This is a genomic window from Nocardioides anomalus, from assembly GCF_011046535.1.
Lineage (GTDB): Bacteria > Actinomycetota > Actinomycetes > Propionibacteriales > Nocardioidaceae > Nocardioides > Nocardioides anomalus.
This window is the reverse complement of the sequence record NZ_CP049257.1, coordinates 1,023,948-1,039,090: the sequence shown is the minus strand read 5'-3', so window position 1 is coordinate 1,039,090 and position 15,143 is coordinate 1,023,948. Positions and strand designations below refer to the sequence as shown.

Below are 15,143 nucleotides of genomic sequence, written 5' to 3'. Positions count from 1 at the left end.
GCTCAGTCGAGGTCGGCGGCGCGCACCGAGACGGCATCGATGGCGTCCTCGATCTCGAGGAGCACCTCGGCGGGGATGGCGGAGTCCACCGACAGCGCGACGAGGGCGAGGCCGCCCTTGGAGTCGCGCGAGACCTGCATGCCGGCGATGTTGACGCCGGCCGCGCCGAGGATGCCGCCGACGGTGCCGACCATGCCGGGCTTGTCCTCGTAGTTGAAGAAGGCCAGGTGCTGGGTCGGCTCCAGGTCGACGTCGAAGCCGTTGACCTCGACCAGCCGCTCGCGCTGGTGGATGCCGACGAGGGTGCCGCTCACCGAGACCCGGCTGCCGTCGGACAGGGTGCCGCGCAGGGCGATGACGTTGCGGTGGTCGGGGTCCTCGCCCTGGGTGACCAGGCGGACGGCGGTGCCGCGCTCGGCGGCCAGCAGCGGGGCGTTGACGTAGGAGACCTGCTCCTCGACCACGTCGGTGAAGATGCCCTTGAGCGCGGCCAGCTCGAGCACCTTGACGTCGTGCTCGGTGATCTCGCCGCGGACCTCGACGTCGACCTGCTGCGCGACCCCGCCGGCCAGGGCGGTGAAGACCCGGCCGAGCTTCTCGGTCAGCGGGATGCCGGGGCGGACCTCCTCGGCGATGAGCCCGCCCTGGACGTTGACCGCGTCGGGGACGAGCTCGCCGGACAGCGCGAGCCGCACCGAGCGGGCCACGGCCAGCCCGGCCTTCTCCTGCGCCTCGTCGGTGGACGCGCCGAGGTGCGGGGTGGCCACGACGTTGTCGAGCTCGAAGAGCGGGCTGTCGGTGCACGGCTCGTGCGCGAAGACGTCGAGCCCGGCCGCGCCGACGCGCCCCTCCTTCAGCGCGGCGTACAGCGCCTGCTCGTCGACGATGCCGCCGCGCGCGGCGTTCACCAGGACCAGGTGCGGGCGCACGGCGTGCAGCTCGGCGTCGCCGATGAGCCCGATCGTCTCGGGGGTCTTGGGCAGGTGCACGGACATGAAGTCGGACTCGGCCAGCAGGGTGGCGAGGTCGACGAGGCGTACGCCGAGCTGCGCGGCGCGCCCGGCCTGGACGTACGGGTCGTAGGCGATGACCCGCATCCCGAAGGCCGCGAGCCGGTGGGCCACCAGCACGCCGATCCGGCCGAGGCCGACGATGCCGACGGTCTTGTCGAACAGCTCGGTGCCGGTGAACCGCGAGCGTTGCCACTCCCCCTGGCGCAGCGCCGCGTGGGCCGGGCTGACGTGGCGGGCCGCGGCCAGCATGAGTGCGACGGCCAGCTCGGCGGCCGAGACGATGTTGGAGGTCGGCGCGTTGACGACCATGACCCCGGACTGGGTGGCGGCGCGGACGTCGACGTTGTCCAGGCCGACACCGGCGCGGGCCACGACCTTGAGGCGCGGGGCCGCGGCCAGGGCCTCCGCGTCCACGGCGGTGGCGCTGCGGACCAGGAGCGCGTCGGCCTCGGCCAGGGCCGGCAGCAGCGACGCGCGGTCGGCGCCGTCGCAGTGGCGGACATCGAAGTCGGGGCCGAGCTCCTCGAGGGTCGCCGGGCTCAGCTCCTCGGCGATCAGCACGACCGGCTGGTCGGACACGGCGTTCTCCCGGTGGGTCGGGGACGGGTCGGAGTCGGGCCGCACGACGGTGTGCTGACGCCTCACGTTACCGCGCGGTGAACCGATAACCGGGTGCGCTCACCGACTGGGCGACCTAGCCTGGGAGACGTGGACTGAACCGGTGACCGCCCTGCCCGCCCCCGTCCCCCGGGAGTCACCGTGTCCTCCGCTGCCCTGTCCTTCTCCGCCCTCGGCCTGACCTGGCCCGACGGCACCGCGGCCTTCGACGGCCTCGACCTCCTCGTCCCGCCCGGCCGCTCCGGCCTGGTCGGCGCCAACGGCTCCGGCAAGTCCACGCTGCTCAGGCTGGCCGCCGGCGCCCTGCGCCCGACGTCCGGCTCGGTGTCGGTGGGCGGCGAGGTCGGCTACCTGCCGCAGGACCTCACCCTCGACCGCGGCTCGCGCGTGGACGACGTGCTCGAGATCGGGGTGGCGCGCCGCGCGCTGCAGCGGCTGGACGCCGGCTCGGGCGATCCCGCGGACCTCGAGGCCGTCGGTGATGAGTGGGACGTCGAGGAGCGGGCCGCGGCCGAGCTCGAGCGGCTCGGGCTCGACCCGTCCGTGCTCGACCGCCGGCTGGGCGAGCTGTCCGGCGGCGAGGTGGTCCGCCTCGGCCTGGCCCGGCTGCTGCTGCGCCGGCCGGAGGTGCTGCTGCTCGACGAGCCGACCAACAACCTCGACGCCGCCGCCCGCGCCCGGCTGCACGACGTGCTCGGGTCCTGGCCGCGGACCCTGCTCGTGGTCTCCCACGACCGCGAGCTGCTCGAGCGCGTGGAGCGGATCGGTGAGCTCCGCGGTGGCGCCGTGCGGTGGTACGGCGGCGGCTTCTCCTCCTACCGCGCCCAGGTCGAGGCCGAGCAGGAGGCGGCCGAGCAGGCCGTGACCGCGGCCAGGGCCGACGTACGACGCCAGCACGCGGACCGGCAGGAGGCCGAGCGGCTGCTGGCCCAGCGCAAGCGGCAGGGCGAGCGCAACATGGTCAAGACCAACATGGGCAAGGGCGCGCGGGACTTCTACAAGAACCGCTCGGAGAAGAACGCCGCGTCGTACCGCCGCATCCACGACGACCGCCTCGAGGGCGCCCGCGAGAAGCTCGAGGAGGCCGAGGCCCGGGTCCGCTCCGACGACACCATCCGCGTCGACCTGCCCGCCACCGAGGTGCACCGCGGCCGGGTGGTGCTCACCACCGACGACCTGGTGATCCGCACCGGCGCCGCCGTGACCCTCGACCTGCGCGGCCCGGACCGGGTCGCCGTCGTCGGCCCCAACGGCGCGGGCAAGACCACGCTGCTCGAGACCGTCGCGGGCTCACTCCCGCCGCGCTCGGGCTCGGTGCGCACCCACGTCCCCACCGCCCTGCTCCCCCAGCGCCTGGACCTGCTCGACCCGGACCTCTCCGTCGTCGAGAACGTCGTGCGCCGCGCACCCGGCGCCGAGCTCAACGCCATCCGCGCCCAGCTGGCCCGCTTCCTGTTCCGCGGCGCGAGCGCCGAGCAGCTGGTCGGCACGCTCTCCGGCGGTCAGCGGTTCCGGGCCACCCTCGCCGCCCTGCTGCTCGCCGACCCCGCGCCCCGGCTGCTGCTGCTCGACGAGCCGACCAACAACCTGGACCTGGCGTCGTACGACGCGCTGGTGTCCGCGCTCGCGGCGTACCGCGGCGCGCTGCTGGTGGTCAGCCACGACCGCGCCTTCCTCGACGACGTCGGCGTGGACCGGACCCTGGAGCTCTAGGGAACGTCCGGGCCGGCGGGCCAGACGTAGGGCAGGTCGTCGGGGTCCGGCCCGAACACCGGCCGGTAGGCGTCCGGGTCCTTGCGCAGCAGCGCCGAGCGGTGCGAGCGGTGGAAGGCCTCGTCGCCCAGCCACGGCGGCAGCGCCCCCGCGGCCCCCAGCGCGGCCTGGCTGCGCGGCACGCCCACGGCCTGCTCGGCCAGCTCCGCGCTCATCGTCGCGGCCACCGTGTCCGCGCCCCCGCCCTCGACCCACACCTCGCACACCGTGAGGGTGTAGCGGCCCAGCGCCTCGACGTACCCGCGCCACATCTTCACGGCCGGGTGGTGCCGCCAGCCGTCCGTCGGCACCGTCAGCCCGCGCAGGACCTGCAGGCACTCCACGCGCTGCTTGCCCAGCCGCTTGCGGTCGAGCACCTCGGCCGAGCGCCGGAAGTCGACGTACGGGAGGAAGGTCTGCACGCCGCGACCGGTGCCCCGGGAGGCCTCAGGCGAACAGGGCCTGCCCGACGTACTCGCCGTCCCGGGCGCCGGGCGGCACGGCGAACAGCGCGGAGCCGTTGACCTTGAGGTACTCCATCAGCGCGTCGTTGGCGGCCATCTTGGTCTGGATGGGGATGAAGTGGGTGTCGGGGTTGCGCACGAAGGCCAGGAAGAACAGGCCGGCGTCGAGGCCGCCGAGCGGGTTGGTGCCGTCCACGAAGTTGTAGCCGCGGCGCAGCATGCGCACGCCGTCGTTGAAGTCCGGGTGGACCAGGCGGACGTGGGCGTCGGGCGCGATGATCGTGGTGTCGTTGCTGCCCGGCATGTCGAAGTCGGGCGCGGTGAACTCGCCGCCGCCGGACAATGGGGCGCCGGAGTCCTTGGTGCGGCCGACGAAGGCCTCCTGGTCACCGAGCGGCTGGCGGTCCCAGACCTCGATGGTCATGCCGAAGCGGCGCGCGACGAGGTAGGAGCCGCCGGCCAGCCACTCCGCCTTCGGGTCGTCTCCGGAGGCCACCCACACGTGCTCGGAGACGTCGTCGGTCTCCTCGGCCTTGATGTTCATGGTGCCGTCCTTGAACCCGAACAGGTTCCGCGGCGTGGACTGGTCGACGCTGGTCGTCGAGGTGCGACCGAAGCCGAGCTGGGAGTAGCGCACCGAGACCGTGCCGAAGCCGATGCGCGCGAGGTTGCGGATGGCGTGCACGGCGACCTGCGGGTCGTCGGCGCAGGCCTGGATGCACAGGTCGCCGTACGAGCGCGCGGGGTCGAGGTTGTCGGCCGGGAAGTGCGGCAGCGTGCGCAGGGCCGCGGGCTGGCGGTCGGCCAGGCCGAAGCGGTCCGAGCCGTCGTCGGTGCGGAACAGCGACGGTCCGAAGCCGAAGGTGATGGTGAGCCGGCTGGCCGGCAGCCCGATGGCCTCCCCCGTGTCGTCGGGCGGCAGGTTCGAGGGGCCTCCGACCGGGCCGACGGTCCCGGCCGGGTCGCCCGCCATCATCCGCTCGGCGGCGTCAGTCCACTTCTGCAGCAGCTCGACGAGGTCGTCGCGGTCGTCGGTGATGACGTCGAAGGCCGCGAAGTGCAGCCGGTCCTGCGCGGGCGTGGTGATGCCGCTCTGGTGCGCACCGCGGAAGGGGTACGACGCGGGCGCGCTCGGCGTGGCCGCCGCGGCGTGCGACTCCTCCGTCGCGCGTCCGGCCACGAACGCGCCCGCGACCCCGGCGGCGGCCGCGCCGCCGCCGAGGAGGGCTCGTCGGGAGAAGTGGGCGGGCATGGTTCCTAGGAAAGCACCGCGGCGGTGAGGCGGGAGAGCGGCTCGGAGAGGGCGTTCACCGCGTCGGAGAGCGCCTTGATCTCCTCCGGGGTGAGCTGGGAGTAGTTCTTGAAGCCGTCGCCGCTCTTCTGCGCGTCCAGCAGCTGCTGCAGGTCGGCGAAGCGCGAGTCCAGCTCGGTGGCCAGCTCCGGGTCCTTCTGCTCCACGATCGGCTTGACGCCCTCGTAGCCGACGCGCGCGCCGTCCACGTTGGCCTGGAAGTCCCACAGGTCGGTGCCCGACCAGAACTCCTCCTCGCCGGTGACCTTGCCCGTCGCGACCTCCTCGAGCAGCCCGCGGGAGCCGTTGGCGATCTGGTCGACGGTGTAGGTGAGGCCCTGGACCCGGTCGTGCAGGGTGGTGATGTTGGCGAGCAGGTCGTCGCCGTACGTCGCGCGCTCGGCCGGGGTGAGCGGCGTGTAGTCGCGGGCCTTCTCGGGCCACAGGTCCTTCTCGATGCGGTGCCAGCCGGTCCACTCCTGGCCGGGCTCGAGGTCGGCCTCGCGCAGGTCGGTCTTGGGGTCGAGGTCACCGAAGGACTCGGCGACGGTCTCGATGCGCTCCCAGTGGGTGCGGGCGTCGGGGTAGAGGGTGCGGGCCTGGTCGTCCTCGCCCTGCTCGTAGAGGTCGACGAACTGCTGGGTCTTGGCCAGCAGCTGGTCGGCCTGGTCCTTGACGTACGCCGCGTAGTTGGTCGTGGCCTGGTCGACGAGCTGCTGGTCGTCGGCGGTGGGGGCCTCGGAGCCGTCCTGGGCCGCGGTGACGGTGAAGTCGGCGCGGATGCCCTCGCCCTTCATGCCGGGCTTGCAGGCGGTGAAGTACTTCCCGGCCGGCGCGTTGACCGTCATCTCGCGGTTGAGGCTCGGGCCGATGTTCTCGACCTCGGAGACGATGCGCAGCCCGTCCTCGCCGAGCAGGTAGAACTCGGTGACCTGCGAGCCGGTGTTGGTCACGTCGAAGGTCAGCGTGCCCGCGGGCGCCTCGGCGGCCGAGACCTGGCAGCCGTCATCTGTCGACTCGACGCTCAGCGCGCGGGGGTTGCCGGTGTCGGCCGCGCCGCCGGCGTTGCTGTCGGTGTTCTCGGTGCACGCGGCGAGGAACGGGGCGGCGGCCAGGCAGGCGACCGCGACGAGGGTGGTGCGCATCGGTGGTCAGGTCCTTCTAGGAGTGGCTCGGGACCGAGGTCCCGGCGGTCTTCGTGGAAGAGGTGGCGGGTCGGGTCTGGCGGCGCCGGACACCGAGGAGGAACAGGACCATCACCGGCACGGCGTACAGCAGCCACGCGGCCGCCTCGAGCTTGGTGGTGGCCGGGCTGAAGTTGAAGACGCCCTTGAGCAGCGCGCCGTACCAGCTGTTGATGTCGATGGTGTCGGACACGTCGAAGGCCAGGTCGTTGAGGCCGGGCAGGAAGCGGGCCTCCTGCAGGTCGTGGATGCCGTAGGCCAGCACGCCCGCTGCGACGAGGATCAGGAAGGCGCCGGTCCAGGTGAAGAACTTGGTGAGGTTGATGCTGATCGCGCCGCGGTAGATGAGGTAGCCGAGCGCCACCGCGGTGGCGATGCCCAGCGCGGCGCCGAGCAGCGGCTCCCACGTCGGGGTGATGGTGCCGACGCTCTCGCGGGTGCCGGCCTTGGTCGCGGCCCACAGGAACAGCGCGGTCTCGAGCCCCTCCCGGCCGACCGCGAGGACGGCGACGACGACCAGCGACCAGCGGCTGCCCTCGGCGGCGGCGTCGATCTGGCCCCGCAGCGTCCCGCTCATGCTGCGCGCCGCCCGCGCCATCCAGAAGATCATCCAGGTCACGAAGGCGACCGCGACGATCGACAGGCCCCCGCCGATGGCCTCCTGGGCCTCGAAGGTCAGGCCGCGCGGACCCCACGTGAGGGCCGCGCCGAAGCCCAGGCTCACCGCCACCGCGAGGGCCACACCGGCCCAGATCCGCGGGAGGAGGTGCCGCCGGTCGGATTTGACCAGGTAGGCCACGAGGATGCTCACGACGAGCGCGGCCTCGAGCCCCTCCCGCAGTCCGATGAGGTAGTTGGCGAACACAGGACGGGACTGTACGCCTGTCGACTAAGGCGTGCCTAACCTAGGTGAGGTTCGCCTCACCTGTCCCCTGCGACGGCTCAGATGGCGCAGCCGTCGGGGCCGCAGGCGTCGGCGCCGGGGCCGCCGACCAGCTCGACCTGCGGGTGGCTCTCGGTCCAGGCGCGGTCGAGGAGCTGGGTGAAGACCTCGGTGGGCTGGGCGCCGCTGACGCCGAACTTCTCGTCGACGACGAAGAAGGGCACGCCGTTGGCGCCGTAGGCACGGGCCTGGGCGATGTCGGCGCGGACGGCGTCGGCGTACTCGTCGGAGGCGAGCACCGCGTCGACGCGGGACGGGTCGAGGCCCGCGTCGACGGCGACGCTGCGGAGCACGGCGTGGTCGCCGACGTTCTCGGCGCGGGTGAAGTACGCCGCGAGCAGGGCCTCCTTCAGCTCACGCTGCCGGGCGGGGCCGCCGTCGGCGAGGGCCAGGTGGAGTAGCCGGTGCGCGTCGACGGTGCGGGCGTGCAGGGCGTCGGCGTGGTTGAACGTCAGCCCCGCGGCAGCGGCGGCGCCGTCGGCGCGCTTCATCAGCTCGCGGGCACCGGCGACGTCGGTGCCGAACTTCTTGGCCAGGGACTCCACGGTCGTCTCGACCGGGACCTGCGGGGCGGTGGGGTCGAGCTCGAAGGAGCGGTAGACCACCTCGACGTCGTCGGCGTGCGGGAAGGACTCCAGCGCGGACTCCAGGTGGCGCTTGCCGATGTAGCACCAGGGGCAGACGACGTCGGACCAGATCTCGATTCGCACGACCCGCACAACCCCGGGGGCGCGGCGCGTGTTCCCGGGGGGCACCCCTGAGGCGGGCTCAGGGTCCGGCAAGGGGACGCTCGGGACCGCTCCCCGATGCCCAGAGGCCCCCGGCGGCGGGAGCGTCGTACTCATGATCGACGTGACCGCACTCACCAGGACGTACGGCGGCCTCCGGGCCGTGGACGACGTCTCCTTCACCGCTCGTCCGGGCCGCGTGACCGGGTTCCTCGGTCCCAACGGCGCCGGCAAGTCGACCACCATGCGCGTCATGGTCGGTCTGACCCCGCCGACCTCCGGGTCGGCCACCGTCCTCGGCCGGAGGTACGCCGACCTCCCCAACCCCGGCCGCGAGGTCGGCGTGCTGCTCGACGCCTCGGCGCAGCACGCCGGCCGCACCGGCCGGGAGACGCTCAAGGTCGCCGCCCGCACCATGGGCCTCCCGCTCTCCCGGGTCGACGCGATGCTCGACCGCGTCTCGCTCACGCCCAAGGAGGCCGAGCGCCGGGTCAAGAACTACTCCCTCGGGATGCGCCAGCGCCTCGGCATCGCCACCGCGCTCATCGGCGACCCGGAGGTGCTGATCCTGGACGAGCCGGCCAACGGCCTGGACCCGGCCGGCATCCGGTGGATGCGCGACCTGCTGCGCGGCTTCGCCAACCACGGCGGCACCGTGCTCCTCTCCAGCCACCTGCTGCACGAGATCGAGGTCATCGCCGACGACCTGGTGGTCATCGGCCAGGGCCGGATCGTCGCGCAGGGCACCAAGACCGAGCTGCTGGCCACCGCCGGCACCCTGGTCCGCTCCAGCGCCGTCGCCGAGCTGGCCCGCGCGCTGGGCGAGCACGGCCTGACCGCCGTGGCCGCCGGGCCGGGCGGGCTGCGCGTCGAGGCCGACGCCGACCAGGTCGGCCGGGTCGCGCTCGCGGCCGGCGTACCCCTGTCCGAGCTGCGCGCCGCCGACGGCGCCGGCCTCGAGGAGATGTTCCTCGAGCTCACCGCAGACACGTCCCGAGAAGGAGCCGCGGCATGACCGCCACCACCGCCGAGTCGACCGCCCAGCAGGCCGCCGCGCCCGCCGCCCGGAGGCCGGCGCCCGCGCCGATCCCGTTCACCCGGCTGCTGTCGGTCGAGACCATCAAGATGTTCAACACCCGCGCCGGCTTCTGGCTCATGGTGGGGATGGCCGCGGCCGCGGCCGTGGCCACCGGCGCGGTCATCCTCGTCGCCCCCGACGACCAGATCGTCTACGACAACTTCGGCGCGGCCATCGGCATCCCGATGACCCTGCTGCTGCCGGTCATGGCGATCCTCTCGGTGACCAGCGAGTGGAGCCAGCGCAGCGGGCTGACGACGTTCACCCTCGTCCCCAACCGCGGCAAGGTGATCCTGGCCAAGCTGGTCGTCTCCGTCGTCATCGGCGCGGTCTCCATCGCCGTCGCCCTGGCGATCGGCGCCCTCGGCAACATCGTGGGCAGCGCCATCGCCGGCACCGACACCGTCTGGGACATCTCGGCCAACCAGATCGTCATGCTGGTGCTGGCCAACGTGCTGAACCTGCTCATCGGCTTCATGCTCGGCGTGCTCATCCGCAACTCCCCCGGCGCCATCGTCGGCTACGTCGTCTACTCCTTCGTGCTGCCGACGCTGTCGCTGCTGCTCGGGAACTTCCAGGACTGGTGGAAGGACTCGCGGCCGTGGCTGGACTTCAACTGGGCGCAGGGCGAGCTGTACGACGGCCACCTGAGCGCCACGGAGTGGGCCCAGCTCGGCACCTCCGGGCTGATCTGGCTGGTCCTCCCCCTGGCCGTCGGCCTGGCCATGGTGATGCGCTCCGAGGTCAAGTAGCGCCGCAACGCACCGCCGACCCCCGCCGCCCAGCGGCGGGGGTCGGTGTGCGCGAGGTGGCCGACGCCACACGCCCTCCGCCCCTGGTCGGACGTCGCGCGCCGCGCGGGTGGTTACCGTCGGGTACGTGCCACGTCTCGGACTGCTCCGCCTCGCCGTGCCCGCCCTCGTCCTCGCCGCGGGGCTCGGCGCCCTGGCCCCGGCCGCGCCCGCCTCGGCCGCGGTGACCGGGACGACCCAGAGCGGCGACGTGGTGCTCTACGAGCACTGCCAGCAGCACCCGATCACCTACGACCTCGCGGTCGGCCCGTTCACCAGCGGCTGGCGCGTGGAGATCCAGGTCGTCGACCCCGAGGGCCTGACCTCGCAGGGCACGGTGCTCAACTCCGCGGACAAGCCGCCGCTGTCCGGCACGACGTACTTCCAGTTCTGCGGCTCCGAGACACCCGGGACGTGGACCGTGCGCAGCATGATCCGCTACGCCCCCATCGACCTGACCCCTGACAGCGTGCTCACCACCTCGACGTTCCAGGTGCGCCCGATGCAGACCCAGACCACGCTGCGCGCGAAGCGGCTGCGCGACGGACGCTTCCGGCTGGTGAGCCGCGTGCAGCAGGAGGCACCGCAGGGCTTCGAACGCGCGGCGGGCATCACCGTGCGGCTCGAGCGGCAGACCGGCGACGCCTGGAAGAAGGTCCGCGGGCTGACCCTCACCACCGTCCGCGGCCGGGCCGTGGCCGTCCTGGGCCGCGGGACCTACCGGGCCGTCGTGCCCGGGGGCGGCAACCACACGGGCTCGGTCTCGGAGCCGGTGAGGGCGCACCGCTGACCGGTCGACCCTCGTCGCCGTAGTCCCTTCGGGCCATCTCGGCCGCGATCGGGCCGACCTCCGCCGAAGCCGCCGCAGGCGCGCCGGGCCGCTCCTAGCGTCCAGGGGAGATGTCCGGACTGCTCCCTCCGCTGCGCCGGCTCGCCGTCCTCGTGGTCTCCCTGCTGTGCCTGCTCGGAGCCGAGGCGGCGTTGCCGGTGACAGGCGCGACCCCGGTCACCGCGATCGCGGCGGCCGATGCGGTGGCGACCTACGACGCGGGCGTCCCGGCCTCGGACTGCGCGCTGGTGGGCCGGGTCTTCGTGCGCGGCGAGGGCTGCGCGCGCGAGCGCTGCGTCGAGGGTGCCGTGGTCTGGCGGCGGACGGCGGGCGCCGAGGCGTGCGCCCTGCCGGGGCAGCCGCGCGGCTACGGGTACGCCGCGACCGTGGACGTCCGCACCTGCCGGGCGCTGCACCGGCGGTGGCTGGCCTCGGTCAACTACTGCGCCGCACAGCCCGACCGGTCGGTGCGCACGCTGCCGGACGCGCCGCAGTGCCGCGGCGCCCACTCGACCTACGTCGTGGGGCGGGTCGACGCGTGCGTGCGCCCCGGCGACGCCCCTCCCCCACCCACAGCTGTCCGCGAGCACCGCACGGGGGTGCTCGTGGTCGGGGACTCGCTCGGCTGGCGCGGCGGTGACGAGCTGGTGGCGATGCATCCGGCCGTCACCGTCGACGCCCAGCCCGGCCGGCGCCCCAGCGAGCTGCTCCGCCGGCTCGACGCCTACCGCACGCACTCCGGGCCGGTGACCGGGCTCGTGGTCGAGCTGGGCACCAACACCGCGCCGGGCTACGGCCGCGCCGACCTGGCCGCGGCCATGCGCACGCTGCCCGGCTCGACCCGGGTGCTGCTGGTCGAGCCGTTCGTCGCGGCGGGCACGGGCTCGAGCCTCAACAGCCCGGCCGCGGAGCGGTTCGGAGCCTGGATGCGCTCAGTCGCCCAGTCCCGGTCGCACACCTGCGTGGCCGACTGGCCGGCGTACGTCCGTGCGCACGCCGGCCTGCTCCAGGACGGCATCCACCCGCGCCACGACGCCGAGGCGGCGTGGGCGACGTGGGTGGCCGACGCGTGGAGCGCCTGCCGCTGACCGCTGGGGTCAGCGGGCCGAGGAGCCCTCGACGTAGTCGCTGTCGTGGGACTTCACCCACGCCATCAGCTTGCGCAGCTCGCGGCCGGTCTTCTCGATCGGGTGCTGCTCGGCCTCGGCGCGGAACTTGGTGAACTCCGGGCTGCCGGCGTCCTGGTCGGCGATGAAGCGCTCGGCGAAGGAGCCGTTTTTGATGTCCTCGAGGACACCCTTCATGTTCTCCTTCACGTGCGGGTCGATCACGCGCGGGCCGGAGACGTAGTCGCCGTACTCCGCGGTGTCCGAGACGCTCCAGCGCTGCTTGGCGATGCCGCCCTCGTACATGAGGTCGACGATCAGCTTGAGCTCGTGGAGGCACTCGAAGTAGGCGACCTCGGGCTGGTAGCCGGCCTCGGTGAGGACCTCGAAGCCGTACATGACCAGCTGGCTCGCGCCGCCGCACAGCACGGCCTGCTCGCCGAACAGGTCGGTCTCGGTCTCCTCGGTGAACGTGGTCTTGATGCCGCCGGCCCGCAGGCCGCCGATGGCCTTGGCGTAGGAGAGCGCCAGCGGCCAGGTGTGGCCCGAGGCGTCCTTCTCGACCGCGACGAGGACCGGCACACCGCGCCCGTCGACGTACTCGCGGCGGACCAGGTGGCCCGGGCCCTTGGGGGCGACCATGAACACGTCCACGCCCTCGGGCGGGGTGATGTAGCCGAAGCGGATGTTGAAGCCGTGGCCGAAGACCAGGGTGTCGCCGGGCGCGAGCTCGGGCTCGATCTCCTCGGCGTACAGCTTCCGCTGGTGCTGGTCGGGGGCGAGGATGACGATGACGTCGGCCTCCTCCGCGGCCTCGCGCGGGGTGAGCACGCGCAGCCCCTCGGCCTCGGCCTTCTCGCGGCTCTTGGAGCCCGGCTGCAGGCCGACCCGCACGTCGACGCCGGAGTCGCGCAGCGACAGCGCGTGGGCGTGGCCCTGGCTGCCGTAGCCGATCACCGCGACGTTCTTGCCCTGGATCAGGGAGAGGTCGGCGTCGTCGTCGTAGAACATCTCAGCCACGTGGCTGCTCCTTCTTGTTGGTGGGACTTCAGACCGCAGCCGGCGGTGCGGGTACGGCGACCGGGCGCAGCGAGCGCTCGGAGATGGAGCGGGAGCCGCGGCCGATGGCGACCATGCCGGACTGGACGAGCTCACGGACGCCGAACGGCTCCAGGATGCGCAGCACGTCGGCGATCTTGGCCTGGTTGCCGATCACCTGCAGGGTGATGGCGTCGGGGGCGACGTCGATGACGCTGGCCCGGAAGAGCTGGACCACGTCGAGCACCTGGCCGCGGGTCTCGGCCGTGGCCGCGACCTTGACCAGCACGAGCTCGCGGTCGACCGACTGCTCGGGGTCGAGCTCGACGATCTTGATGACCTCGATCAGCTTGTTGAGCTGCTTGGTCACCTGCTCCAGCGGCGAACCCTCGACGTTGACCACGATGGTCATCCGCGAGATCTCGGGGTGCTCGGTCGGGCCGACCGCGAGGGAGTCGATGTTGAACCCGCGCCGGCTGAACAGGCCGGCGATGCGGGCCAGGACACCGGGCTGGTTCTCCACCAGGACCGAGAGGGTGTGAGACGTCATGTCAGAGGTCGTCCTCGTCGAACCGGGGCGCGAGATCGCGCGCGTACTTGATGTCGTCGTTGCTGGTGCCGGCGGCGACCATCGGCCAGACCATGGCGTCGCGGTGGACGCGGAAGTCGATGACCACGGGCACGTCGTTGATCTCCATCGCCTTGGTGATGGTGGCGTCGACGTCCTCGGGGCTGTCGCAGGAGAGCCCGACGCAGCCGTAGGCGTCGGCCAGCTTGACGAAGTCGGGGATCCGCTTGGAGTGCAGGTCGGTGTTGGAGTAGCGCTCGTTGTAGAACAGCGTCTGCCACTGCCGCACCATGCCGAGCGACTCGTTGTTGATGACCGCGACCTTGATCGGGATGTCGTTGATCGCGCAGGTGGCGAGCTCCTGGTTGGTCATCTGGAAGCAGCCGTCGCCGTCGATGGCCCACACGACCTTGTCCGGCTGGCCGACCTGGGCGCCCATGGCCGCCGGGACGGCGAAGCCCATGGTGCCGAGGCCGCCGGAGTTGATCCAGGTGCCGGGCTTCTCGTAGTCCACGAACTGCGCGGCCCACATCTGGTGCTGACCGACCCCGGAGGTGTAGATCGCGTCGGGGCCGGCGATCTGGCCGAGCCGCTGCACGACGTACTGCGGGGCGAGGCCGCCGTCGGCCGGCTCGTCGTAGCCGAGCGGGTAGGTGCCGCGGACGCCGTCGAGGAACCGGACCCAGCCCTCGTGGTCGCCGGTGTGGCCGGCGTCGGCCTCGGTGCGCAGGGCCGCGAGGAGGTCGGCGAGCACCTCGCGGACGTCGCCGACGATCGGGACGTCGGCGTGTCGGTTCTTGCCGATCTCGGCCGGGTCGATGTCGGCGTGGATGACCTTGGCGCCGGGCGCGAAGGAGTCGAGGTTGCCGGTGACCCGGTCGTCGAAGCGGGCGCCGAGGCTGATGATGAGGTCGGACTTCTGCAGCGCGCCGACCGCGGCCACCGTGCCGTGCATGCCCGGCATGCCGTAGTTGCGCGGGTGGCTGTCGGGGAACGCGCCACGGGCCATGAGCGTGGTGACCACGGGGATGCCGGTGAGCTCGACCAGCGCGCGCAGCTCCTGCTCGGCGCGCGCGCGGATGGTCCCGCCGCCGACGTACAGCACGGGGCGGCGTGACTCCAGGACCAGCCGGGCGGCCTCGCGGACCTGCTTGGCGTGCGGCTTGGTCACCGGGCGGTAGCCGGGCAGGTACAGCTCGGTCGGCCACTGGAACGTGGTCATGGCCTGCAGCGCGGACTTGGCGATGTCGACGAGCACCGGGCCGGGGCGGCCGGTGCTGGCGATGTGGAAGGCCTCCGCGATGCGCTGCGGGATGTCGGCCGGGTCGGTGACCAGGAAGTTGTGCTTGGTGATCGGCATCGTGATGCCGCGGATGTCGGCCTCCTGGAAGGCGTCCGTGCCGATCGAGCTCGCGCCGACCTGGCCGGTGATGGCCACGATCGGGACCGAGTCCATGTGGGCGTCGGCGATCGGGGTGACCAGGTTGGTCGCGCCCGGGCCGGACGTGGCCATGCAGACGCCGACCCGACCGGTCGCGGTGGCGTAGCCCTGCGCCGCGTGACCCGCGCCCTGCTCGTGGCGGACCAGGATGTGGCGGATCGAGGAGTCCATGAGCGGGTCGTACGCAGGGAGGATCGCGCCGCCCGGGATGCCGAAGATGTCGGTGACGCCCGCTGCCTCCAGCGACGTGACCAGGCTCTGGGCCCCGGTGATCTGCTCGCTCATGTTCTGTGTTCCTC

14 protein-coding genes are annotated in these 15,143 nt (G+C 72.8%); 5 read left to right on the top strand and 9 right to left on the bottom strand.

Annotated features, from left to right (window positions below):
• Window positions 1-2: 2 nt before the first annotated feature.
• A complete protein-coding gene (gene serA / locus G5V58_RS05370) occupies window positions 3-1,658 on the bottom strand; it encodes a phosphoglycerate dehydrogenase (protein WP_230487104.1) in 1,656 nt (551 codons plus the stop codon).
• 114 nt (window positions 1,659-1,772) lie between these two features.
• On the opposite strand from serA, the gene G5V58_RS05365 reads away from it, so the two are divergent.
• Window positions 1,773-3,344 carry an ABC-F family ATP-binding cassette domain-containing protein gene (locus G5V58_RS05365; protein WP_165229461.1) on the top strand — a complete coding sequence of 524 codons (1,572 nt, stop codon included), beginning with the start codon at window positions 1,773-1,775 and terminating at the stop codon, window positions 3,342-3,344.
• On the opposite strand, the gene G5V58_RS05360 is transcribed toward G5V58_RS05365, so the two are convergent.
• The 5 genes from G5V58_RS05360 to G5V58_RS05340 all read right to left on the bottom strand — a co-directional run bounded on the left by G5V58_RS05360 (window position 3,341) and on the right by G5V58_RS05340 (window position 7,975).
• The gene (locus tag G5V58_RS05360) at window positions 3,341-3,805 is read right to left on the bottom strand and encodes an MSMEG_6728 family protein (RefSeq protein WP_165229458.1); all 465 of its coding nucleotides are present in this window, start codon (window positions 3,803-3,805) and stop codon (window positions 3,341-3,343) included. The two genes, G5V58_RS05365 and G5V58_RS05360, sit on opposite strands and share 4 nt — an antisense overlap.
• Before the next feature lie 25 nt (window positions 3,806-3,830).
• Window positions 3,831-5,099 carry an iron uptake transporter deferrochelatase/peroxidase subunit gene (efeB, locus tag G5V58_RS05355; protein ID WP_165229455.1) on the bottom strand — a complete coding sequence of 423 codons (1,269 nt, stop codon included), beginning with the start codon at window positions 5,097-5,099 and terminating at the stop codon, window positions 3,831-3,833.
• 5 nt (window positions 5,100-5,104) lie between these two features.
• Entirely contained in the window at window positions 5,105-6,283 is a 1,179-nt protein-coding gene (efeO, locus tag G5V58_RS05350; RefSeq protein ID WP_165229452.1) for an iron uptake system protein EfeO, read from the bottom strand.
• 16 nt (window positions 6,284-6,299) lie between these two features.
• Window positions 6,300-7,187: an iron uptake transporter permease EfeU gene (efeU, locus tag G5V58_RS05345; RefSeq protein WP_165229449.1), complete on the bottom strand. Its 888-nt coding sequence runs from the start codon at window positions 7,185-7,187 to the stop codon at window positions 6,300-6,302.
• A 77-nt stretch (window positions 7,188-7,264) separates the two neighbouring features.
• Window positions 7,265-7,975, bottom strand: a complete 711-nt coding sequence (locus G5V58_RS05340; RefSeq protein WP_165229446.1) for a DsbA family oxidoreductase — start codon at window positions 7,973-7,975, stop codon at window positions 7,265-7,267.
• A gap of 133 nt (window positions 7,976-8,108) precedes the next feature.
• Here G5V58_RS05340 and G5V58_RS05335 point away from each other — a divergent pair, with 133 nt between their 5' ends.
• From G5V58_RS05335 to G5V58_RS05320, 4 genes are all read left to right on the top strand, one after another.
• Window positions 8,109-9,008: an ABC transporter ATP-binding protein gene (locus tag G5V58_RS05335; RefSeq protein ID WP_165229443.1), complete on the top strand. Its 900-nt coding sequence runs from the start codon at window positions 8,109-8,111 to the stop codon at window positions 9,006-9,008.
• On the top strand, window positions 9,005-9,823 hold the full coding sequence (locus G5V58_RS05330) for an ABC transporter permease (protein ID WP_165229440.1): 819 nt from the start codon (window positions 9,005-9,007) through the stop codon (window positions 9,821-9,823). The genes G5V58_RS05335 and G5V58_RS05330 overlap by 4 nt, the downstream gene beginning before the upstream one ends.
• 127 nt (window positions 9,824-9,950) lie before the next feature.
• Window positions 9,951-10,652: a hypothetical protein gene (locus G5V58_RS05325; protein WP_165229437.1), complete on the top strand. Its 702-nt coding sequence runs from the start codon at window positions 9,951-9,953 to the stop codon at window positions 10,650-10,652.
• Window positions 10,653-10,762: 110 nt separating this feature from the next.
• Window positions 10,763-11,779 (top strand): SGNH/GDSL hydrolase family protein, encoded by a 1,017-nt coding sequence (locus tag G5V58_RS05320; protein ID WP_165229434.1) that lies wholly within the window; start codon window positions 10,763-10,765, stop codon window positions 11,777-11,779.
• A 9-nt stretch (window positions 11,780-11,788) separates the two neighbouring features.
• On the opposite strand, the gene ilvC is transcribed toward G5V58_RS05320, so the two are convergent.
• Genes ilvC through G5V58_RS05305 form a run of 3 tightly spaced genes read right to left on the bottom strand, consistent with a single transcriptional unit; the run spans window position 11,789 to window position 15,129 of the window.
• Window positions 11,789-12,817, bottom strand: coding sequence for a ketol-acid reductoisomerase (gene ilvC, locus G5V58_RS05315; RefSeq protein WP_329957558.1), 1,029 nt, complete (start codon window positions 12,815-12,817; stop codon window positions 11,789-11,791).
• 28 nt (window positions 12,818-12,845) lie between these two features.
• Window positions 12,846-13,385: an acetolactate synthase small subunit gene (ilvN, locus tag G5V58_RS05310; RefSeq protein ID WP_165229431.1), complete on the bottom strand. Its 540-nt coding sequence runs from the start codon at window positions 13,383-13,385 to the stop codon at window positions 12,846-12,848.
• A 1-nt stretch (window position 13,386) separates the two neighbouring features.
• Complete coding sequence (locus tag G5V58_RS05305; RefSeq protein WP_165229428.1) at window positions 13,387-15,129, bottom strand: acetolactate synthase large subunit; 1,743 nt, start codon at window positions 15,127-15,129, stop codon at window positions 13,387-13,389.
• Window positions 15,130-15,143: the final 14 nt, after the last annotated feature.